General features: G+C 33.1%; 17 protein-coding genes. 15 read left to right on the top strand and 2 right to left on the bottom strand.

The annotated features are described in order from the left end of the window. Window positions 1-141 precede the first annotated feature (141 nt). Complete coding sequence (locus tag BOW55_RS13870) at window positions 142-540, bottom strand: NUDIX domain-containing protein (protein WP_129024610.1); 399 nt, start codon at window positions 538-540, stop codon at window positions 142-144. A gap of 414 nt (window positions 541-954) precedes the next feature. On the opposite strand from BOW55_RS13870, the gene dnaK reads away from it, so the two are divergent. After that, window positions 955-2,838, top strand: coding sequence for a molecular chaperone DnaK (gene dnaK, locus BOW55_RS13865; RefSeq protein ID WP_099719694.1), 1,884 nt, complete (start codon window positions 955-957; stop codon window positions 2,836-2,838). A gap of 84 nt (window positions 2,839-2,922) precedes the next feature. Here dnaK and BOW55_RS13860 read toward each other — a convergent pair whose 3' ends face one another. Beyond that, the gene (locus tag BOW55_RS13860; protein ID WP_129024602.1) at window positions 2,923-3,606 is read right to left on the bottom strand and encodes a hypothetical protein; all 684 of its coding nucleotides are present in this window, start codon (window positions 3,604-3,606) and stop codon (window positions 2,923-2,925) included. A 156-nt stretch (window positions 3,607-3,762) separates the two neighbouring features. On the opposite strand from BOW55_RS13860, the gene corA reads away from it, so the two are divergent. The 14 genes from corA to BOW55_RS13805 all read left to right on the top strand — a co-directional run bounded on the left by corA (window position 3,763) and on the right by BOW55_RS13805 (window position 23,269). Continuing rightward, a complete protein-coding gene (corA, locus tag BOW55_RS13855; RefSeq protein WP_129024601.1) occupies window positions 3,763-4,833 on the top strand; it encodes a magnesium/cobalt transporter CorA in 1,071 nt (356 codons plus the stop codon). A gap of 58 nt (window positions 4,834-4,891) precedes the next feature. Further along, complete coding sequence (gene pta, locus BOW55_RS13850) at window positions 4,892-6,985, top strand: phosphate acetyltransferase (protein ID WP_089058115.1); 2,094 nt, start codon at window positions 4,892-4,894, stop codon at window positions 6,983-6,985. Window positions 6,986-7,165: 180 nt separating this feature from the next. Further along, window positions 7,166-7,489 (top strand): hypothetical protein, encoded by a 324-nt coding sequence (locus BOW55_RS21675; protein WP_371414524.1) that lies wholly within the window; start codon window positions 7,166-7,168, stop codon window positions 7,487-7,489. A 52-nt stretch (window positions 7,490-7,541) separates the two neighbouring features. Next, window positions 7,542-8,348 (top strand): acetate/propionate family kinase, encoded by an 807-nt coding sequence (locus BOW55_RS13845; protein WP_371414523.1) that lies wholly within the window; start codon window positions 7,542-7,544, stop codon window positions 8,346-8,348. Between the two features lie 103 nt (window positions 8,349-8,451). Further along, window positions 8,452-9,888, top strand: coding sequence for a hypothetical protein (locus BOW55_RS21395; RefSeq protein ID WP_241686566.1), 1,437 nt, complete (start codon window positions 8,452-8,454; stop codon window positions 9,886-9,888). Next, window positions 9,860-10,207 carry a hypothetical protein gene (locus tag BOW55_RS21390; protein WP_241686565.1) on the top strand — a complete coding sequence of 116 codons (348 nt, stop codon included), beginning with the start codon at window positions 9,860-9,862 and terminating at the stop codon, window positions 10,205-10,207. The genes BOW55_RS21395 and BOW55_RS21390 overlap by 29 nt, the downstream gene beginning before the upstream one ends. Continuing rightward, window positions 10,185-11,198, top strand: coding sequence for a hypothetical protein (locus BOW55_RS21385; RefSeq protein ID WP_241686564.1), 1,014 nt, complete (start codon window positions 10,185-10,187; stop codon window positions 11,196-11,198). Before BOW55_RS21390 ends, BOW55_RS21385 begins: the two co-directional genes overlap by 23 nt. Window positions 11,199-11,442: 244 nt before the next feature. Next, a complete protein-coding gene (locus tag BOW55_RS13835) occupies window positions 11,443-14,448 on the top strand; it encodes a SusC/RagA family TonB-linked outer membrane protein (protein WP_129024600.1) in 3,006 nt (1,001 codons plus the stop codon). A gap of 4 nt (window positions 14,449-14,452) precedes the next feature. Beyond that, the gene (locus BOW55_RS13830; protein WP_129024599.1) at window positions 14,453-15,916 is read left to right on the top strand and encodes a RagB/SusD family nutrient uptake outer membrane protein; all 1,464 of its coding nucleotides are present in this window, start codon (window positions 14,453-14,455) and stop codon (window positions 15,914-15,916) included. A gap of 73 nt (window positions 15,917-15,989) precedes the next feature. Beyond that, window positions 15,990-17,363 (top strand): glucoamylase family protein, encoded by a 1,374-nt coding sequence (locus BOW55_RS13825; protein WP_129024598.1) that lies wholly within the window; start codon window positions 15,990-15,992, stop codon window positions 17,361-17,363. A 12-nt stretch (window positions 17,364-17,375) separates the two neighbouring features. Next, on the top strand, window positions 17,376-18,089 hold the full coding sequence (locus BOW55_RS13820; protein ID WP_129024597.1) for a prolyl oligopeptidase family serine peptidase: 714 nt from the start codon (window positions 17,376-17,378) through the stop codon (window positions 18,087-18,089). Between the two features lie 10 nt (window positions 18,090-18,099). Beyond that, window positions 18,100-20,400, top strand: a complete 2,301-nt coding sequence (gene bglX, locus BOW55_RS13815) for a beta-glucosidase BglX (RefSeq protein WP_129024596.1) — start codon at window positions 18,100-18,102, stop codon at window positions 20,398-20,400. A gap of 93 nt (window positions 20,401-20,493) precedes the next feature. Then, on the top strand, window positions 20,494-21,279 hold the full coding sequence (locus BOW55_RS13810) for a glycerophosphodiester phosphodiesterase family protein (protein ID WP_129024595.1): 786 nt from the start codon (window positions 20,494-20,496) through the stop codon (window positions 21,277-21,279). A 61-nt stretch (window positions 21,280-21,340) separates the two neighbouring features. Beyond that, window positions 21,341-23,269 (top strand): family 43 glycosylhydrolase, encoded by a 1,929-nt coding sequence (locus BOW55_RS13805; RefSeq protein WP_129024594.1) that lies wholly within the window; start codon window positions 21,341-21,343, stop codon window positions 23,267-23,269. Window positions 23,270-23,336: the final 67 nt, after the last annotated feature.

The following is a 23,336-nucleotide window of genomic DNA, read 5'->3' as shown; positions in this document are numbered from 1 at the left end:
TTTGTAATTGTAATTTTAATGAGAAATCGAAATTACGAATAAATATGAAATAGGAGTTTTTCTTATTAGTTAAATATTTCGTTGTGATTAAGTTTAAACTGAGTTGGCAGAATAAATATAAAGATGCTTTGATAGTTGTTCTTAAACTAGCAATCCACTTTCTTTTAGGTGTTTAAAAATAATTTTATCAACCTCAGATATTATATTTAAGTCAGTATAGTTTAGCCATTTGATTTCGGCTATTTCGTTGCTCTCTTTTGGTATTCCAATATAATCCGCTTTGTAGCATGTCATCTTTACAATGATTCCATTCGTATCTCCATCTGATTGAGCTTTGAATGTCCCTATGTATTCAATAGATTCGGGGATTATGTCAACGCTTAATTCTTCTTGAATTTCTCTAATTAGAGTTTGTTCGTCGGTTTCATTATTTTCTCTTTTTACGCCTGGAATATAATATTTGTTTTTTCCTTTCGATTTTGTGCTTAATATTTGACCGTTTTCAATTTTTATTAATGCAATTTTATCAATTTCGACTATCACTGTTTTTAAACTATAATTTTTTTGCTCTTCTATAGAGCGTATTATTTTTCAAATGTAAGATGTTTTCGTATTAATTATTTATAGCATTAATCATTTTTTTAGTGCGCTTTAATAATGGATTCTCTAAATTGATTTTGATAGGACTGAGTTTTAGAAGTTTTATGTAAATAGATTTGCGACAGGGCTTTATTTAGCAAATCTGGGGAAAAATAAAAAGAAGTCTGCTAAAATAATGACATGAATTATTGGAGTATGCCATGCATGTCAGGTTTAAAAAATGTCATGTTGTCAGCCGATTATTGTCGTGCCAATAATAAAACTGACAATTTTATTTAGTTTTTTATATTGGCACAAAGATTGACTTATGCCACCTGAGTTATAAAATTAAATCAAAAATTAAATATATAAAAAATGGGTAAAATAATCGGAATTGACTTAGGTACGACGAACTCTTGTGTTTCTGTAATGGAAGGTAACGAAGCAGTTGTTATTCCTAACGCAGAAGGAAAAAGAACAACTCCATCTATCATCGCTTTTGTTGAAGGTGGCGAAATTAAAGTAGGTGATCCTGCAAAAAGACAAGCAGTAACGAATCCTACAAAAACGATTGCTTCTATTAAACGTTTTATGGGACACACTTTTGCTGAAACTCAAGAAGAGGCAAAAAGAGTTCCTTACAGTGTTGTAAAAGGTGACAACAATACTCCACGTGTGGATATTGACGGTCGTTTATACACTGCTCAAGAATTGTCAGCAATGACACTTCAAAAAATGAAAAAAACTGCTGAAGACTATTTAGGTCAAACTGTAACTGAAGCAGTTATTACAGTTCCTGCTTACTTTAACGATGCGCAACGTCAAGCTACAAAAGAAGCTGGAGAAATTGCTGGTCTTAAAGTTATGCGTATCATCAACGAGCCAACTGCTGCTGCACTTGCTTACGGATTAGATAAAAAAGGAACTGATCAAAAAATTGCTGTTTACGATTTAGGTGGAGGTACTTTTGATATCTCTGTTCTTGAATTAGGAGATGGTGTATTTGAAGTATTATCTACAAATGGTGATACTCACTTAGGTGGTGATGATTTTGACCAAGTTATTATTGACTGGTTAGCTGACGAATTCAAAACTGAAGAAGGTATTGATTTACGTTTAGATCCAATGTCATTACAACGTTTGAAAGAAGCTGCTGAGAAAGCTAAGATTGAATTATCATCTTCTGCTGAAACAGAAATCAACTTACCTTACGTAACTGCTACGGCTTCTGGACCAAAACACTTAGTGAAAAAATTATCTAGAGCTAAATTTGAGCAATTATCTGATACTTTAGTAAAACGTTCTATGGAGCCAGTTGCTAAAGCATTAAAAGATGCAGGTTTATCTACATCTGATATCGACGAAGTAATCCTTGTAGGAGGTTCTACTCGTATGCCAAGAATCGCTGACGAAGTGGAGAAATTCTTCGGTAAAAAAGCATCTAAAGGTGTTAACCCTGATGAGGTTGTTGCTATTGGAGCTGCTATTCAAGGTGGAGTTTTATCTGGAGATGTAAAAGATGTATTGTTACTTGACGTAACTCCTCTTTCTTTAGGTATCGAAACTATGGGTGGTGTATTGACTAAATTAATCGAGTCTAACACAACTATCCCAACTAAAAAATCTCAAGTATTCTCTACTGCTGCTGATTCTCAACCATCTGTTGAAATCCACGTATTGCAAGGAGAAAGAGCAATGGCTGCAGATAACAAAACTATCGGTCGTTTCCACTTAGATGGTATTCCACCAGCACCAAGAGGAGTTCCTCAAATCGAAGTAACTTTCGATATCGATGCTAATGGTATCATCAAAGTTTCTGCAACTGACAAAGGAACTGGAAAATCTCACGATATCCGTATCGAAGCTTCTTCTGGTTTAACAGCTGAAGAAATCGAAAAAATGAAAAAAGATGCTGAAGCTAATGCTGATGCTGACAGAATTGCAAAAGAAAGAGCTGAGAAATTGAACGAAGCTGATAGTACTATTTTCCAAACTGAAAGTCAATTGAAAGAATTGGGAGATAAAATTACAGATGAGCACAAAACAGCTATTGAATATGCTTTAACTGAATTGAGAATGGCTCACCAATCTCAAGATCTTGATGCAATCCAAAAAGGATTAGACAATGTTAATGCAGCTTGGAAAACAGCTACAGAAGCAATGTACGCTCAAGGTGATGCAGGACAACAAGCTGCTCCACAACAAGAGCAATCTCAAGGAGACAACGTTGAAGACGTTGAATTCGAAGAGGTAAAATAATTTACTACGTAGAGACACACTACGGTGCATCTTTACGATTAAATATAAAACCGAGTCAGAAATGGCTCGGTTTTTTTTATGGAATTAATTTTTATGAAAAATACGATACCAAAAACTTCTTTTTACAGCTATAGCACCACCAACAACAAATGTTTGACAATTATCTGGTTCTAACTCTATAGTGCCTAAATTGATTGATCCGACTATCCTAATGTATTGATTGATATATCCAATTTTACTAATTAATATCCCGTCGTTTTTATTTGCTTTTATGCAAAATTTTCCATCTGCATTGGGGTGAAATATATAGTTTTTGTCATAAATGAGAATATCGACTTCTTCGAAATTTGGATTTGTTTCGTCTAGAAAAATTTTTCCTTCAATTTCAATTTCTGTGTTGTTACTATCTAAAGGAATAGTACTTTGTATTGTTTTTGTATTTATTTGTTCTATTTTTACTTTACTTTGTGCTCTTGCAGTTTGGCTTCCTAATTCTAAAAATGCAATTATAGAGGCAGCTGCAATCATCCAAATTGTTTTTTTTTCTTTAGGAATAATCATTTCACGATTAAGTTGCGTGATACTAAATCGACCGCATAAATTCTTACTTTTGTTATAAGCCACACTGATTTCTCTATCCGAAGATTTTGTAAAATCAATTACATTTTTTTGACAGCTACAGCAAAATTTTCCTTTTTCTGTTAGAGACATTTCAAGCCAATTTTCATGACAAGGTTCTGGAATTGAGATTTTTATTTTGTTTGCCATTTAATTTTATTGTGTTGAATATATATGTAAAACAAACTGCGGTTTATAAAAGTAATTATTATTTTGAATTATCCACAATAGATTCCTGTCAAAATGATAAATGTCATTTCTCATTCGGATTCTTTTTCGTAATATTACTATTGTAAATTTTTTTGAATGAGAAAGATCAAATACAAGAAAGGAAGAAAGCTGCAGCATATTACTTTAGAGTACACAGGCTCGCATAAAGAGCATGAAACCGAGATGCAACTTTTTGTATATAACGATACAGATGTTGTTGAATATGATAAGTTTACCGTTCTAGCTCTAAATTCTTGTTTTGATTATACTAAAAATAATTGGCTTAATATTCATGGTTTAAATGATATTGGTTTACTTAAAACTATAGGAGCGCATTTTAAATTTGATGATTATTTATTGGCTGATATTTTAAACACCACTAAAAGAACCAAACTAGAAGAACAGCCTGATATTTTGTTTTTCAACATAAAATCGCTTTTGCCTTCGGAATATTCAGATAATATAAGTGTTGAACAGCTTAGCTTTATTTTAAAAGACGGAATTTTAATTTCTTTTCAAGAAAAGCGAAGTGATTTTTTTACGCATATTCGCGAACGCCTTCGAACGCATTCAGGAATTGTAAGAACTAAAAAAGTAGATTATCTGCTTTATTTGTTATTAGATGCTGTAATCGAAAACTTCTACATTACAATTGAAGATGAAGAAGATAAAATTGAAGAATTGATCAACTTGACTAAAAAAGGGGCAGATCCTGTTATTTTAGAAAAGATTGAAAATCACCGTGATAACTTTAATTTTTTAAAGCGTTCAATTGTTCCTCTTCGAGATTCACTTTATTACTTAAAAACGATTAAAGATGATGACACCAACAGTTTGATACAAAAGGAAACTTTTAATTTTTTTATCAGACTGCATCAAAAAAGCTTAGAGCTTTTAGAGCAAATAGAATCAGATATGAGCTCACTTGAAAGTGCGTCTAACTTTTATTTTTCAGAACAAAGCCGAAAAATGAACGAGATTATGAAAACCCTTACTATAATTTCGGCCATATTTATACCCCTTACTTTTATTGTTGGAGTCTACGGTATGAACTTTGAAAACATGCCAGAGCTAAAATACCGTTATGGTTATTATAGCGTGATGGTGGCAATGGTTTTACTGGTAATAGCCTTGATTGTTTATTTCAAGAAAAGGCGTTGGTTTTAACCTTTATAAATATTAAAATAGAATTCAAATAGATACGTTAAGTTTCAAAATATAAATTATGAGTAAAGCAATATATATAGCAACGAGCGATCACAATAGCGGAAAATCGATTATTACACTCGGTTTGATGAGTATTTTGATTGGAAAAACAGCCAAAGTAGGGTATTTTAGACCTATTGTAGAAGATTTTGTCGATGGCGAACTAGATAATCACATTGAAACCGTTTTATCGCATTTTAACCTCGATATTAAGTTTGAAGATGCTTATGCCATCACAAAAAGCAAACTGATTAAGAAAAAGAATAAAGGGAAAATAGGAGAGGTTTTAGATTTAATTATCGAAAAATATAAAAAACTCGAAGAACGTTTTGATTTTGTTTTGGTAGAAGGAACAAGCTTTACTGGCGAAGGAACTTCAATCGAATTAGATTTGAATGTTTTAATTGCTAAAAACTTAGGAATTCCAACAATAATTATTGGTTCAGGAGTTGGAAAAACATTGGAAGAATTGGTTGACAGCTTATATTTAGTTTACGATTCATTCAAAGTAAAAGAGGTTGAGGTTTTATCAGTTTTTGCCAATAAAGTCCAACCCGAAAATATTGAATTAGTAACTAAAAGTCTTCAAAAAAGTTTACCGGAGAATGTTTTAGTCAATACAATTCCGTTAATTTCAAGTTTAAACAATCCAACAATGCAGGAAATTGTTAATGAACTTGATGCTAAAGTTTTGTTTGGAGGCAACTATCTAAATAATGAAATTGGTCACTTTAGTGTTGGAGCCATGCAATTGCATAATTATTTGGTTCATTTACATGATAATGCTCTTGTAATTACACCAGGAGATCGCTCTGATATTATTTTAGGAGCTTTGCAAGCTAATGAATCAGCAAATTATCCAACAATATCAGGAATTATCCTAACAGGTAATATTGTTCCAGAAGAAAGCATTTTAAAGCTTATAGAAGGACTTTCGGCAATTGTTCCAATTATAGCAGTTGACGGTGGAACGTATCATATTACAAACAGAATTGGTGCCATTAAGTCTGAAATATATGCTAACAACACGCATAAAATTGAAACATCGATAACTACTTTTGAAAAATATGTTGATAACGAAGCTTTATCCGAAAGATTAATCACTTTTGAAGCTGAAGGCATGACGCCAAAAATGTTTCAATACAACATGGTTAAAAGAGCCAGACAGCATCGTAAACATATCGTTTTGCCAGAAGGAAATGATGAGAGAATTATTATTGCAGCTTCGAGACTTTTGTCGATGGATGTTGTGGATATTTCGATTATTGGAGAAAGAAAACAAATTGAAAGTAAAATTGCAGAACTTGGAATTGCATTTGATTTTTCTAAAGTGAATATCATCAATCCAAAAGAATCTGAATTGTATGAAGATTATGCTAATACTTATTATGAGCTTAGAAAAGCAAAGAATGTAAGTATTACAATGGCAAGAGATTTAATGGAAGACGTTTCGTATTTTGGAACCATGATGGTTTATAAAGGTCATGCAGACGGAATGGTTTCGGGTGCGGCACATACTACACAGCATACTATTTTGCCAGCTTTACAATTCATTAAAACTAAACCGAATTCGTCTGTCGTTTCATCTGTGTTTTTTATGTGTTTAGAAGATCGAGTTTCTGTTTTTGGCGATTGTGCTATTAATCCAAATCCAACTGCCGAACAATTGGCAGAAATCGCCATTTCATCGGCAGAATCGAGTTCAGCTTTTGGAATTGAACCAAAAATTGCCATGCTTTCTTATTCTTCTGGATCATCAGGAAAAGGCGATGAAGTAGATAAAGTGAGAGCCGCAACCGAAATTGTAAAACAAAAACGTCCTGATTTAAAAATTGAAGGCCCAATTCAGTATGACGCTGCAGTTGATCGTGCTGTTGGAAAAAGTAAAATGCCAGATTCTGAAGTAGCAGGACAGGCGAGTGTACTAATTTTTCCAGATTTGAACACAGGAAACAATACTTATAAAGCAGTACAAAGAGAAACAGGAGCGTTGGCAATTGGCCCAATGCTGCAAGGACTAAATAAACCAGTAAACGATTTAAGCCGTGGTTGTACTGTAGACGATATTATCAATACAGTTGTAATTACAGCCATTCAGGCGCAGGGAATGTAATATAATTATGAATTATAAATTATGAATTGTTAATTGTAAATTGTGAATTTATACTTTGTCTTGATAATTACTTTTATTGTAGTGTAAATTCAAAATATGCAAAGCAAATAAAAAAAGTTTTGAGTCTTTTATAAAACTCAGCACCTTAGAAACTTAGCATCTTAGCACCTTTAAATAAAAATGAAAATACTAATAATAAACTCAGGAAGTTCATCAATAAAATATCAATTAATGGTTATGCCGGCAAACGAAGTAATTTGCAGCGGTATGATTGATAGAATTGGTCTAGAAACATCAAATATTACGTTTAAAACAGCTTCAAATTCGCGGGAAGAGATATTGCCGATTCCAACTCATAAAGTAGGATTGCAAAAAGTAGCAGATATGCTTTTGGATGCTGACAAAGGAGTAATTAAAACAACTTCAGAAATTGCTGCGGTTGGGCATCGAGTTGTACACGGAGGAAGTATTTTTCTGATACAACTATTATTACAGAAGAAGTAAAGAAAAAATTAAAGAACTTTCAGAATTAGCTCCGCTTCATAATCCAGCGCATTTGGTAGGAATAAATGTTGCAGAAGAAATATTTGCCGAAGCAAAACAAGTGGCTGTTTTTGATACTGCATTTCACCAGACAATTCCCGTTCAAGCTTATAAATATGCGATTCCAAATTATCTTTTAACAGAGAATAAAGTCCGCGTATATGGATTTCATGGAACAAGTCATAAATATGTTTCTGAAAAGGCAATAGACTACTTAGAGAATAAGTCTAGGATAATCACAATCCATTTAGGAAACGGATGCAGCATGACGGCTGTAAAAGACGGAAAAAGTATTGACACAACAATGGGATTTTCGCCTGCAAATGGTCTAATAATGGGTACAAGAGCGGGGGATATTGATCAATCTGTAATATTTTATATGATCAAAAATTTAGGATATACACCAGATGAAGTAAATTCTATTTTATTGAAACAAAGCGGAATGCTAGGTCTTACAGGTTACAGTGATTTGCGTGATATTGAATCGGAAGCAGAAAAAGGAAACAAAGAATGTCAGCTGGCTTTGTTAATGAATGCTTATAGAATTAGAAAAACTATTGGAGCTTATGCAGCTTCTTTAAACGGATTAGATGCTATAATTTTTACAGCTGGAATTGGCGAAAACTCATCGTATATGCGTAAGCTGGTTTGTACAGATATGGATTATTTTGGAATTGAAATTGATGATGATAAAAATCAAATTCGTTTAAAAGAAATTAGAGAAATCAACAAGCCAAGTTCAAGAGCAAAAATACTTGTAGTGCCAACTGACGAAGAGTATGAAATTGCAAATCAGGTTTATCAATTGCTGAATAATTAAAGATTTTAAATTGAAGATTATAAGAAAGCTCCTTGTTGGGAGCTTTTTTTATGGCTTTAGATTAAATATTTGTGAGTATCTTTGAGGTATAAATCCGAATATTTTGAAATCGAAACTTTTTAAATTACTATTCTTCTTTTTCATTGCTTTTCAAATCCAAGCACAAGAATTACTTCCCTTCGTTGAAAATTACAATAAATCAGATTATCAAGGTGATAATCAAATCTGGAACGTTGCTCAAGGTAAAGATAAGGCAATGTATTTTGCAAATAATCATTATCTGCTGCGTTATGATGGTGTCATTTGGGAAAAGTACTCTTTGCCAAACAAAACGATAATTCGCTCGATTTTAATTGAAGGCGATCGAATTTATTCAGGATCGTATAAAGAATTTGGATATTGGTACAGAAAAGATGGTAAAATGCACTACGTTTCTATTACCAAAAATCTTCGCTTATTTGATGAAAAAGACAATGAAGAAATCTGGAAGATATTCAGGTTTAATGGATCATTGTATTTTCAATCCTTCAATGATGTTTTTATTTATGACGGAAAACATATTCAAAGAATCAAATTTCCCTTTTTAGTATCCTATTGCTTTGTCGTAGATAAGAACCTTTATGTTGCTTCTGTCGAGAAAGGTCTTTTTAGAATGAATGGAACAAAAATCGCAATTCCAAAAGGCTGGGAAGTTTTGAAAAATACCGTTGTGCATGCAATCGAAAAATATAATGGCAAAACTTATATTTTTACGCAAAAGCGAGGAATTTTTGTTGCTGATAAAGAGGGGCTAAAACCTTGGAATAACCCATTGAATGAAACATTAAAATCTAACGGAATTAATGTTGCGAAGTTTATTAAGAATAATAAACTTGTTGTCGGAACTGGTAATAAAGGGGTGTTTATTTACGATTTTAATACCAATACATTTAAAAACATTGACCGAAACAATGTTTTGATGAATAACTCAGTGCTAAGCATTGGTTTTGATAAAGAAGAAGATCTATGGCTTGGTTTAGATAACGGAATTGCTCATGTTGAGGTAAATTCTCCAATTTCTTTTTTTTATGATAATTCTGGAATCTTGGGCTCTGTTTACTCCGTTGCCACTATTGATAAAGGATATTTAATTGCTTCAAATCATGGTATTTTTGAGTTTGATTCTGGAAACTTCAAAATGATGTCCAATACACAAGGGCAGGGATGGAATATCACCAAAATTGGAAGTAAATATGTTATAGGTCATAATGATGGTACATTTTGTTATGAAAATGGTGCTTTGACAAAGATTAATAATGTAAATGGAGGTTGGAACTTATCAAAAAGTATTATTAATGATACTTATTTTCAATCGACTTACAGCGGAATCTTATTATATAACAATGCTTCGGATCTTAGTCAAAGCAAAAAAATTGACGGACTATCAAAACCTATAAAATATGTTGCCCAAAATAAAAAAAATGAAATTTGGGCGGCAGATAATTATCGTGGTTTATATAGAGTTTTCTTAGATGATAATTTCAAGACCAAAAAAAGTTGAAAATATTACACAGCTAAGTAAAATCAAAAATGATTTTGGAGTTAAGATTTTTGAATTTAGAGGAGAAATTCTTTTTTTAATTAATAACGTTTGGTATACGTTTAATTCGATCACAAATAAATTAGAAGAGAACGAATTATTCAATACCAATTTTAAAAACATCTCTGATGTAGTTGCCATAGATAAAAATCATTTTATTGTTTTACAAGAGGGTGTTCTCTATCATATTTATGCAAATGAAAATAAATTTGTTTGGAATATTATTCAAGAGAAATACTATAAAGGAAAGTTGATTAATGAAAAATCTAAGAATTTTTAGAAGTAACAATCATTATTTATTAAATCTTGATGATGGATTTATTTCGCTTCAATTAGAATATGAAAATAAGCAGAACAAAGGCGTTAGAATTGAAGCTTATAATAATGGTGAACTTCTTCCGGATGAAAGTAAAATAAAACACAATACGGAACTTAGAATAAATGTGATTTCTGGAATTTATGGAGCCAGTAAGCCAAATTTATTTTATCAGATAAATAATGACAAGAAATACGTACCAATTTCAAATGGCGCGGTTGTTTTAAATAACTTAAGCAGCGGATCACATTCTGTCGTGATTTTTAAACATGATGGTGCTAATTATGATAAAGTTTCAAGCTTTGAGTTTAAAGTTTCGCAGCCTTGGTATTTTTCATTTTGGATGGTGTTGCTTTATTTATTGGTAATAGCCGCAGTTTTATTTTTCTATTACAAATGGAATAAACTTCGTTATACACAAAAATTAAAATTGCAGGCAGAAGAATTAAAACATCAGCGCGAAATTCTTGAAATGGAACTTAAGAAAGAGAATGAGCTGAATATTCAAGAATTTGAGAAACATATTCTAGAGCTTGAATTGCAGACGAAATCATCTGAAGTTGCGGGTAAATCTTTGTCGATTGCTAAACAAAGCGAAATGATCGAAAACATTCAAGGTATTCTTGATTCTGAAAAAGATTTCAATAAACTAAAAAGTGAAATCAAAAAGGCAATAAAGATAAATGAGGTTAATAAACACGAATGGGAGACTTTTGAAACAAATTTGAATCAAATTCACAATGAGTTTATTATTAACCTTTCTAAAAAGTATCCCCATCTAACTCCAAAAGATATAAAACTCTGTGTTTATCTTAAAATGAATCTATCGTCAAAAGAAATTGCACCTTTAATGAATATTTCATTTAGAGGTGTCGAATTACATAGATACCGCTTAAGAAAGAAACTTAGTCTTACCCAAGATGAAAACCTGTCAAAGTTTTTATTAAGTCTGTAAGATTTGGTTTTAAAATTTATAGATCTTATATTTTTCCATCTCATTTTTTATATAATTCTAATACATCAATACTACATCATAACGTTATGTTAACAGATTTTATTTAACATTTATATGTTTGATAATCATTTGTATAACTTAAAAATTTAACACAATGATGTAGTTATGTTGTAGTGGTATCTGATGTACTACAACGTTGTAATTGTTTAATTTGGCTCTACTAACTTAAACGATTACATACTGTATGAAAAATTTTATTTTTAGCTTTTTAGCGCTCTTATTGTTACCATCTTATATGATGGGGCAAGCGCAAGCAATTAAAGGAAAAGTAGTAGACAGCAGCGGAATGGGAATTCCTGGAGCAATAATCGCTTCATCTGATGCTCGTGCTACTGCTGATGCAGATTTCGACGGAAACTTTACTATTAATGCAAAACCAGGAGATATATTAAAAGTCTCTATGTTGGGTTTTAATTCAGTTTCTGTACCGGCAACTGCCGCACCAATGACAATTACCTTAAAAGAAGCAGAGGATACTGCATTAAAAGAAGTAGTTGTAATTGGATACGGTACAAGAAAAAAGATTGATAATACATCTGCTGTAAGTTCAATCAAATCTGAGGAAATTACCAAAATGAAGGTAATAAATGCTTCTCAGGCTATCCAAGGTAAAGCAGCTGGTGTTCAGGTATCTACTTCAGATGCGCCTGGAAGTACGCCATCTGTTGTAATCAGGGGAGCTGGTACTGCATTAGGAGGAAGAAATCCTTTATATGTAGTAGACGGTATGCCTACTGATAATATCAACAACATTAATACTAATGATATTACATCTTATGAGATCTTAAAAGATGCTTCTTCATTAGCTATTTATGGAACTAGAGGTGCAAACGGTGTAATTATGATTACAACCAAAGCAGGTAAAGGAAAACTTGTTGTAGATGTTGAAAGTTTTACAGGATTTAGAACACCTCTAAAAACGGTAAAAATGGCAAATGCTGACGAGTATGTTCGTTATAGCAACGCAGCTTACATCAACGATTACCCTCAAGGCAGATTCTCTGCAAATCAACCGTACAATACAGACTGGTTAGATGCGATTACAAGAACGGGTTCTTATACTCAAAACAATCTTGCAATCTCTGGATCTTCAGAAAATGTAAAATACTTTTTTAGTGTTGGAAATTATGAAGAAAAAGGAATCTTAAACGGTTCAGATTACGGACGTACAACTATTAGAAATAATAATGAGTTTAAACTTTCTGATAAAGTTAAATTAACTCAAAACTTTAGTGTAAGTACTATAAAGAATACACCAATGCCTTTGAGTGCATTTACTAATGCTTACAGACAATCTCCACTTGTTCCTGTGCGTTATGCAAATGGTAAATATGGTGTTCCATTTGTATCAAATGGAGTTGTATCAGAAACTGGTGCATCATTTAATAATGTTGGGAATCCAGTAGCTCAATTGGATTATACTAATGAACAGCAGCAAACTGTTATGCTGCAAGGAGGATTAAAATTAGATTATGATATTATCAAATCATTAAAATTTACTTCACAGTTTAATGGAGAGTTTTATACTTACAAACAGTATAATTATGTTGATAACCAAGCTCTTTGGCTTTCTGCAGATCCTACTCGTGTAGTATCAAAATATCCAGGTGATTTGAATGTGAACACTTTGACAAGAAATAGAGACCAATATTTTAATTGGAACTTATCTAACTATTTAACGTATAATAAAGTTTTTGCAGAAATTCATGATGTTGAAGTTACAGCTGGTATTGAGGCGAATGTACAAGGAACTAGAGAAAAGTTAACAATCGACAGAAAGAATGTAAATGCAAACTCAAATTATTGGTCTTTAAAAGATGTTAATGTTGCAGGTACTGTTACAGGTTTAAAAGATGAGGCTTTAAATCAAAGAAGATTGGCATCTTATTTTGCTCGTTTTCAATATAAATTGTTAGATAGATATTTGCTTACAGGTACTGTAAGACGTGATGGATCATCTCAATTTGCTGAAGACAAACGTTGGGGAACATTTCCATCAGTTGGTTTAGGATGGGTAGTTTCAAAAGAAAGCTTTTTAAGTAATGTTGAGCAAATTAATTTATTAAAAATTAGAGGTTCTTGGGGTAGATTAGGAAATCAAAATGTGCCTCTTAATACTCAATTATTGACTTCAGGATTAGATTATTCTGGTTTAGGAGGTACTACAATTAATTCTCAAGTAGATCCTAATTTATCTTGGGAGATTGTTGAAGAACTTTCAGGAGGTTTCGATTTTGAAGTATTGAACAGTAGATTAAAAGGGTCATTTGATGTGTATGATAAAAACACAACAAATACAATTTTGAATGTTAAACCATACTCAACTTCTGGAATTACAGTTGCTACGCCTGCACATGTTGGAGAGGTATCAAACAAAGGTTACGAAATCTCTTTACGTTGGGATGATAAAATCAATGACAATTTAAGTTACTGGGTTGGAGGAAATTTTTCTCATAATAAAAATGAACTTACAAGTCTTAAAAATGTTCAGTTAAATCCAATTATTGGAGGAAGTTTAGGAAATGGTCAAAATACTAAAATCCTTGATAACACTTCAGTAGGACAGCCATTAGGTAGTTTTTACATGTATGAATATGCAGGGGTTGACCCAGCAAATGGTCAAATGTTGTACTATAAAGCAGATGGTTCTAAAGTTGCTCAAGCAGGATTAGATGAACTAAAAGACAAAAAATACGTTGGATCTCTTTTACCGACTTCTAACTATGGTGTTACTTTAGGATTAAACTACAAAAACTTTGATTTTTCTGTTGATGGTTACGGAACAGGAGGAGCAAAAGTATATAACGGAAAGAAAGCGCAAAGATTTGGAGGAGAAAATGTAGAAGCATCAATGGCAAACGGTTTTTGGACACCTACAAATACTACATCATCAATTCCTGCACCTTCTAATTTAACTCCTTACGCTTCAACTTACTACTTGGAGTCTGCAGACTTTTTTAGAATCAATAACATTACTCTAGGATATAAACTACCACTTAGAGAAGATAGTTTTATTAGTTTTTGCCGAATTTATGTAAACGCAATTAACCCATTTATTACGCAAAAATTCTCTGGATTCTCACCAGATGTTGTATCAGATGGTAAACTAGTTGAAGGTACTCAAGGGGTTGAGTTAGATGCTTACCCATCATTGAGATCATTTGTAATTGGTGCTAATTTAAAATTTTAATATTATGAAAAGATTATATATATCAATGTTTGTTCTTTCTGGATTATTATTATCCGGATGTTCAAATGACTTTTTGGATGTTGAACCAACAGAAGCTATTCCGGCTGATCCTAATTTGGTAAATAGCGATGATGGAGCTAAAGGTTTTGTAACAGCAATTTACAATCAGTTTTTAGGATGGGAAATGTCATCTTTTGGATGGAATGCAGTTTCAAGTATCATCACTGATGACGCCGATAAAGGTTCTGATCCAGGAGATGCAGGTGGAGATAAAGACATTGTTGACGCTTTAACTTATAATGCTTCAACTGCTTCATTTCAATCAACTTGGAATGCCAATTATGCTGGAATTAACAGATGTAATCAAGCATTAGCAATGTTCCCTAAATTAGATAAAGCATCGCCTGATTTAAAAGCTAGATTAGTTGGGGAAACAAAATTCATGAGAGCATTTATGTATTTTACTTTAGTAAAAGGATATGGAGGAGTTCCAATTATAGATCATTTAGCTACAGTGCCAATATCTGAAGAAGACAGAAAAATGCAATTGACACGTAAGTCAGTAGCAGAAGTTTATGCTTTTATCGAGCAAGATTTAAATGATGCTATCGAAGCTTTACCTTTAAAATCAGCTTACACTGGAGCAGATGTTGTTAGAGCTTCTAAAGGAGCAGCATACGCTTTATTAGCAAAAGTAAATCTGTATCAAAAAAAGTGGCAAAAAGTAATTGACAATTGTGATAAAGTAACAGGTTATTCTTTAGTTTCTGATTATGCTTTACAATATAAAAAAGAAGGAGAATTTGGTCCAGAATCTATTTTCGAAATCAATGGAGTAGGTTCTACTTCTAGCCCAGGATTTGGAATTGGAAATTATACTGTTTCTCAAGCGCCTCGTGGAGCTGGAGGCTGGGGTTGGGGATTCAATACGCCAACTAAAGGTTTAGCAGATGCTTATGAGCCTGGCGATGTTAGAAGAGATGCTACAATTATTTTCAGAGGTTCAGTTTTATACGATGGTAGAGAAGTACCATCAACTGTAGCAAACCCAAGATATAATTATAAAGCATATTCATCATCTTTTTACAATCAAGAATTTACTGATACAAATCTTAGATATTTAAGATATGCGGAAGTTATATTAATGAAAGCTGAAGCATTAAACGAATTAGGACAAACTTCGGAAGCTATTCCTTTAGTAAATCAAATTCGTAAAAGAGCAGGTTTAGGAAACACTCCTTTTACTTCTCAATCAGATATTAGAAAAGCAATCTATAAAGAAAGAAGATTAGAATTTGCTTTTGAGCATGACAGATGGTTTGATATAGTTAGAACAGGACAAGCCGAAGCAGCTATGGCAGCAGATGGTAAGACTTTTATTGTTGGAAAACATGAATTATGGCCTATACCAACGTCATTCTTAAGAGAAGCAAATGGGCTTTCTCAACAAAATCCAGGTGGTTATTAATTAACATCTTAAAATCACTTCCTCTAAACGTTTAGAGGAAGTGATTATTTATTCAATATTTTAAATTTTTATAATGATTAGAATTTCAGTTTTATTTTTAGCTTTTACTTTTTTTGGATGTGGATCCTCTGCTGTTAAATCTAAAGGAAATACAGAAGAAAAAACTTCTAGTGTTGCCCTGACAGATGAGCAGCTTATTGAAATGGTTCAAAAACAAACCTTCAAATATTTCTGGGATTATGCAGAACCAAATTCTGGATTAGCACGAGAGCGTTATCATCCTGACGGAAATTACCCAGAGAATGATTCAAACATTGTTACAACAGGAGGTTCTGGTTTTGGTTTAATGGCACTTGTATCAGGAATGTCTCAAGGCTATATTACCAAAGAACAAGGAATAGAAAGACTTAACAAAATTGCTGATTTTTTAGGCAAAGCAGATCGTTTTCACGGGGCATGGTCACATTGGATTGACGGAAATACAGGAAAAGTAAAACCTTTTGGAACCAAGGATAATGGCGGCGATTTAGTCGAAACTTCATTTTTGGTTGCAGGAATGATTACCGTTCGTGAATATCTTAAAACAGGTTCAGAAAAAGAGAAGGCTGTTGCTGCAAAATATGATGCACTTTGGAAAGGCGTTGACTGGCAATGGTATACCAATAACAAAAATGTTCTATACTGGCACTGGTCGCCTAATTACGACTGGCAGATGAATTTTCCGCTTGAAGGATATAACGAATGTTTAATTACTTACGTCTTGGCAGCATCTTCACCAACACACACAATCGATGCAAAAGCATATCATGAAGGCTGGGCTAGAAGCGGCGGAATTGTTACTTCAAAAACAAAGTATAACATTCCTTTAATTCTAAAACATAATGGAGCTGAGGAGTTTGGCGGACCATTATTTTGGGCACATTATTCATACGTTGGCTTAGATCCAAATCAATTAACAGATAAATACGCTAATTATTGGGATTTAAATGTTAATCAAACAAAAATCAATTATGAATATTGCGTTGAAAATCCAGCAAAAATAAAAGGTTATGGTTCTGATTATTGGGGATTAACAGCATCATATTCTAGAAATCCTGATGGATCAATAGGTTATAATGCACATATGCCAAGTAATGATCAAGGCGTTATTTCTCCAACTGCAGCTATAAGTTCAATCGCATACACACCAAAAGAGTCTATTGCTTTAATGAGAAACCTTTATCAAAACCATAAAAAAGAAACGTGGGGCGAAGCAGGTTTTTATGACGCGTTAAGCTTAGGAAATAATTGGGTTGCAAAAAGATATTTAGCGATCGATCAAGGTCCAGAAGTAGTAATGCTCGAAAATTACCGCACAGGACTATTATGGAAATTATTTATGAATGCTCCAGAAGTAAAACAAGGTTTAACAAAACTTGGATTTAAATCCGGAAAATACGGAATTTAAGGTTTAGTATTTATGAAATATAAAGCAGGCTTATTGTTTATCCTTTTTTCTCTAGTTGGTTTTGCACAAAGTGAAACTACAGGAAAAATTAAAACGGTTGTTGTAACCAATTATGAATTGGGATATGTTTTACATAAGCCGTTAAACACAAAAGAGAAAAAGCCATTAATCGTTTTTATTTCAGGAGATGGAGAAAAAGGTAAGGACCTTGAAAAAGTCAAAATTAACGGCCCTTTAAAATATCTAAAAAGCCATCAGTTAGATGCTTATGTTTTGGCGCCGCAATGTAAAGAAGACGAAAATTGGGATACAGAATCAATTTATCAGCTGATTTTGAAAATTCAGAAAGAAAATAAAATTGATTCAGAAAGAATATATGTTACTGGTTTAAGCTCAGGAGGCTGGGCTTCATGGAATTTGGCTTTTGCACATGCTGATCTATTTGCCGCAAACGTACCTGTCGCTGGTTTTGTAGATTTAATTCAGTTAGAAAAAGCCTGTGAAATAGCCAATATTCCAACCAGAATTTATCACGGTTTATTAGATGATGTGGTCAATGTAAATTATGCGATTACGATTTACAAAGAATTAAAAAAATGCAATGCAAAAGATGTTCAATTGACCATTTTTGATGATGCAGGTCATGACAGCTGGACAAGAGTTTATGACAATCCTGAAATTTATAACTGGATGTTTAAGCAGAAAAGAACGAATACGAACAAATAAATATAATAGAATGAAAAACAAATTAGTCTTACTATTTTTAGGATGTGCTGTTTTGGGTTATGCCCAAAAAAAGAATACTAAAAATACAGTAAAAATTAAACCAAAGTCAGAGTTTGTAGCTGAGCTATTGTCAAAAATGACATTAGACGAAAAATTAGGTCAGCTTAATTTACCAACTTCTGGAGATATTACAACAGGACAAGCAAACAGTTCTGATGTGGCTAAAAAAATTGCTGAAGGTAAAGTTGGAGGTTTATTCAATATTAAATCTGTTCAAAAAATTAAAGAAGTACAAAGAATTGCGGTTGAAGAAAGCCGATTGAAAATTCCATTGATTTTTGGTATGGATGTTATTCACGGTTATGAAACAACATTTCCAATTCCGTTAGGATTATCTTGTACTTGGGATATGGGCTTAATCGAAAGAAGTGCACAAATTGCCGCGCAAGAAGCAAGTGCAGACGGTATCAACTGGACATTCTCACCAATGGTTGATGTTTCTCGCGATCCGCGTTGGGGAAGAGTTTCTGAAGGTTCAGGTGAAGATCCATATTTAGGAAGTGAAATTGCAAAAGCAATGGTTAATGGATACCAACAACACGATCTTTCTAAAAACAATTCAATTATGGCATGTGTAAAGCACTTCGCTTTATATGGCGCGCCAGAAGGTGGTCGTGATTACAATACTGTAGATATGAGTCATATCAGAATGTTTAACGATTATTTTCCTCCTTACAAAGCTGCTATTGACGCTGGTGTAGGTTCAGTTATGGCTTCTTTTAATGAAGTTGACGGAATTCCTGCAACTGGAAACAAATGGTTAATGACAGATGTTTTAAGAAAACAATGGGGTTTTAAAGGTTTCGTAGTAACAGATTTTACAGGAATTCCTGAAATGATCGAGCACGGAATGGGAGATTTACAAGCAGTTTCTGCTCAATCTCTAAATGCTGGTGTTGAAATGGATATGGTTGGAGAAGGTTTTTTAACTACTTTGAAAAAATCTTTAGACGAGAAAAAAGTTACAATGGCGACAATCGACAATGCTGTTAAACTTATTCTTGAAGCAAAATACGATTTAGGATTATTTAGTGATCCTTATAAATATTGTGACGAAAAAAGAGCAAAAACAGAAATCTTTACTTCAAGCAGCAGAAAAGAAGCAAGATCAATCTCAGCTCAATCTTTGGTTTTATTAAAAAATCAAAACCAAGTATTGCCTCTTAAAAAATCGGGAACAATTGCTTTAATCGGGCCATTGGCAGATGCTAAAGAAAATATGCCGGGAACTTGGAGTGTAGCGACAAAAATGGAAAATGCTATCTCATTATTAGCAGGAATCAAAGAAGTAGCAGGAAAATCAACCAAAGTATTATATGCAAAAGGAAGTAACTTAGATTACGATGAAACTTTTGAAACTAATGCAACAATGTTTGGAAAAACACTACACCGTGATTCTCGTTCAAAAGAAGAGTTATTGGCGGAAGCTTTAAAAGTAGCAAACCAATCAGATGTAATTGTTGCAGCTCTTGGAGAATCTGCAGAAATGAGTGGAGAATCTAGCAGCCGTACGAATTTAGAAATTCCACAAGCGCAAAAGGATTTATTAAACGCATTATTAAAAACAGGAAAACCAGTAGTTTTAGTTTTATTCGACGGTCGTCCGTTAGTTATTAAAGAAGAAAACGAAACTGTACCAGCTATTTTAAATGTTTGGTTCGCAGGTTCAGAAGCAGGTTATGCAATTGCTGATGTTTTATTTGGAGATGTAAACCCTTCAGGAAAATTGACTTCAACTTTCCCAAGAAGCGTTGGACAATTACCAATTTACTATGCACACAAAAATACAGGAAGACCACTTTCTAACACAGAAGGAAAATTTGAAAAATTCAGATCTAACTATATCGACGAAAGAAACGAGCCATTATTCCCATTTGGTTTTGGTTTAAGCTATACCACTTTTGATTATTCAAACTTGAAAATTTCATCAGATAAAATGAATTTCAATGGAAAATTAAAAGTTACAGTTGATGTAGCAAATACTGGAAATTATGACGGAAAAGAAACAGTTCAATTATACATCAGAGATTTAGTTGGTTCAGTAACAAGACCAGTTAGAGAATTGAAAGGTTTCCAAAAAATAGCACTTAAAAAAGGTGAAAAACAAACCGTGACTTTTGATATCACAGTTGAAGATTTAAAATTTTATAATTCTGATTTACAATTTGTAGCAGAACCTGGACAGTTTGATATTTTCGTTGGAGGAAATTCAACTGCCGACAAGAAAGTTAGTTTTGAGTTAACTAAATAGTTGGTTTATTGGTTAGTTAAAAGCCCTTCGTTTGGTTGACGGAGGGCTTTTTTTCTAAAAGGACATTTTTATTCAATTATAATTTCAAAAAAAATGAATACTAGTAAAATATTTCGAGCCCTTCTTTTTTTCGCAGTAATAATAGCTTTCCATTCTTGCAGTGTACAAAATAATGGAATTGTGGCACATCGCGGCGCATGGAAAAAGAATAATCTTCCAGAGAATTCTATAGCGGCTTTAAGACACGCTATCGATTTGAAAAATGCTGGTTCTGAATTTGATGTTTGGAGAACTGCCGACGATTCTCTCGTAATCAATCACGATGCACATTATAACAAATTACTTATTGAAGAAACAAATTACGCAGATCTGATAAAGTTCAAACTTTCAAACGGAGAGAAACTGCCAACTCTGCATGAATATATTTCAGAAGGGATTAAAAACAACAAACACACTCTTTTAGTCTGTGAAATAAAACCTTCAGAAATAAGTAAAGAGCGAGGAAAAAAGACTGCTTTGAAAGTCGTTGAAACCATCAAAGAACTAAAAGCTGATAAAATCACCTGCTACATTAGTTTTGATTATGAAATATTAAAACAAATTAGAGCAGTTGATCACAAAACCGTTTTACAATATTTAGAAGGAAATAAATCGCCGAAAGAAGTAAAAGCGGACAATATTAATGGCATTGATTATCATTACTCTGTTTTCAAAAAACATCCTGAATGGATTAAAGAAGCCAAGGAAAATAATATTATTCTTAATACTTGGACGGTTAACGAAGCTTCAGATATGGATTGGATTATCGCGAGTAAGTTTAACTACATAACGACAAATGAGCCTGAACTTTTGGCACAAAGAATACAAGAGAAAAAGTAGTTTTCAAGAAAAGCTTAATTCAAAGCAAATCATCTTGTTTTTAAACTTTAAAAATCAAAAAATGAAAAATAGATATACACTACACTTAAAAGTGCTTTCGCTGCTTTTAATAGTTAGTTCAATCGGTTGGGCGCAAAATACTAATATTCCTGGTAAAACAGAATGGTTTGATCCAAATAAACCCGCAACAACTTATTGTAATCCTATAAACATTGGATACAACTATACAACCGAAAATCATAATGGAATTCCAGTATCTCGACGTTCAAGCGCAGATCCTGTTATTATTACTTTTAAAGGCGAATATTATTTGTTTGCCACAAATCAAGCAGGCTTTTTTTGGAGTAAAGATATGTCTGATTGGAAATTTGTCTACGGAAGTTTTCAAAGAAAGCCTGCAGATGATGATCAATGTGCGCCAGCAGCTTGGGTTGTAAACGACACTTTATTTTATGTAGGTTCTACTTGGAAAAGAGATCATCCAATCTGGAAAACCGATGACCCAAAATCAGGTCAATGGCTGCGACATGTTGATAAAGCAATGCTGCCAACATGGGATCCTGCCATTTTTCAAGACGATGACAAAAAAGTATATATGTACTATGGTTCAAGCGGAAAATTGCCGCTTGTAGGTGTAGAGGTAGATTACGATACGTGGCTTCCAAAAGGAAATCAGGCTGACTATGCAGAATTGTACAAAGCTACTGAAGTAGAAGATATTCAAAAAGTATATGGTCAAGTAAAAGAAGTTGCAATTTTAGATCCTGCCAATCACGGATGGGAGCGTTTTGGACCAAATAATGATATGGAACCAGCGCCTTGGGGTAATTTTATTGAAGGTGCTTGGATGACAAAACACAACGGAAAATACTATATGCAATATGGTGCACCAGCAACAGAATTTAAGGGTTATGCAAACGGAGTTCATGTAGGCGATAATCCGTTAGGACCTTTTACTTATCAAAAGCACAATCCAATGTCATACAAACCAGGCGGATTTGTAATTGGTGCAGGTCACGGAAATACATTCGCAGATAATTATGGGAATTATTGGAACACAGGAACATGTAAAATATCTATTAAAGACCGTTTTGAGCGTCGTATCGATATGTTTCCAGCAGGATTTGATAAAGATGATGTAATGTATTCAATAACTTCTTATGGAGATTTTCCAATTGTACTTCCAACAGGTCAGCGCGATCAAACAAAAGGAGCCTCATCAGGATGGATGCTGCTTTCGTACAAAAAGCCAGTAACCGTTTCTTCATCTGAAGAATGTATGGAAGTCGAAACACACAGAATGGATAACGGAGGTAAAAAAGTATATGAAAAGTTCTGTTATGGTCCTGAAAATTTAACCGATGAAAATATCCAAACCTATTGGTCAGCCAAAACAAGTGATTCTGGCGAATGGCTTCAAATGGATTTGGGCAGACCAATGGAGATAAAGGCGCTGCAAATCAATTATGCAGATCATAAAGCAACACAATACAATAAGGCAATGGATATTTATTATCAATATAAAATCTTCATGTCTGATGATGCTCAAAACTGGACTTTAGTTGTGGATAAATCTAAAAATGCAAAAGACGTTCCACATGATTATGTTGAACTTACAAAGTCAATAAAAGCAAGATATATTAAGATGGTTAATATTCATAATGCATCAGGATTATTTGCAGTTTCAGATTTCAGAGTATTTGGAAACGGATTACAGGCAAAACCTAAAGCTGTTGCATCTTTTAAAGTAGATAGAAAAGCAGCCGATTCACGTAATGCAATGATTTCATGGAAAAAACAAACAGATGCAATAGGATATAATATTTACTATGGAATTACTCCAGACAAATTGTACAACAGTATCATGGTTTATGGTGAAAATTCATATGACTTTAGAGGCTTAGATAAAGGCACAAAGTACTATTTTACAATTGAAGCTTTTAATGAAAATGGAATAGGAGATAAAGCTAAGCTTATAGAAGTGAAGTAATCTTATTCTAATAAAATAAATGAACTCCAATTGCAAACAAAATAAGTTTGCAATTGGAGTTTTTTTT

This window comes from Flavobacterium sp. YO12, assembly GCF_004119495.1.
Taxonomy (GTDB): domain Bacteria; phylum Bacteroidota; class Bacteroidia; order Flavobacteriales; family Flavobacteriaceae; genus Flavobacterium.
The sequence above is the reverse complement of the archived record's forward strand: the minus strand, read 5'-3'. Positions and strand labels throughout refer to the sequence as shown.

Excerpts from the sequence above, each read along its gene's own strand:
- dnaK (WP_099719694.1), top strand. The coding sequence starts at position 955 with ATGGGTAAAATAATCGGAATTGACTTAGGTACGACGAACTCTTGTGTT.
- BOW55_RS13860 (WP_129024602.1), bottom strand. The coding sequence starts at position 3,606 with ATGGCAAACAAAATAAAAATCTCAATTCCAGAACCTTGTCATGAAAAT.
- corA (WP_129024601.1), top strand. The coding sequence starts at position 3,763 with ATGAGAAAGATCAAATACAAGAAAGGAAGAAAGCTGCAGCATATTACT.
- pta (WP_089058115.1), top strand. The coding sequence starts at position 4,892 with ATGAGTAAAGCAATATATATAGCAACGAGCGATCACAATAGCGGAAAA.
- BOW55_RS21675 (WP_371414524.1), top strand. The coding sequence starts at position 7,166 with ATGAAAATACTAATAATAAACTCAGGAAGTTCATCAATAAAATATCAA.
- BOW55_RS21390 (WP_241686565.1), top strand. The coding sequence starts at position 9,860 with ATGATAATTTCAAGACCAAAAAAAGTTGAAAATATTACACAGCTAAGT.
- BOW55_RS21385 (WP_241686564.1), top strand. The coding sequence starts at position 10,185 with ATGAAAAATCTAAGAATTTTTAGAAGTAACAATCATTATTTATTAAAT.
- BOW55_RS13835 (WP_129024600.1), top strand. The coding sequence starts at position 11,443 with ATGAAAAATTTTATTTTTAGCTTTTTAGCGCTCTTATTGTTACCATCT.
- BOW55_RS13830 (WP_129024599.1), top strand. The coding sequence starts at position 14,453 with ATGAAAAGATTATATATATCAATGTTTGTTCTTTCTGGATTATTATTA.
- BOW55_RS13825 (WP_129024598.1), top strand. The coding sequence starts at position 15,990 with ATGATTAGAATTTCAGTTTTATTTTTAGCTTTTACTTTTTTTGGATGT.
- BOW55_RS13820 (WP_129024597.1), top strand. The coding sequence starts at position 17,376 with ATGAAATATAAAGCAGGCTTATTGTTTATCCTTTTTTCTCTAGTTGGT.
- bglX (WP_129024596.1), top strand. The coding sequence starts at position 18,100 with ATGAAAAACAAATTAGTCTTACTATTTTTAGGATGTGCTGTTTTGGGT.
- BOW55_RS13810 (WP_129024595.1), top strand. The coding sequence starts at position 20,494 with ATGAATACTAGTAAAATATTTCGAGCCCTTCTTTTTTTCGCAGTAATA.
- BOW55_RS13805 (WP_129024594.1), top strand. The coding sequence starts at position 21,341 with ATGAAAAATAGATATACACTACACTTAAAAGTGCTTTCGCTGCTTTTA.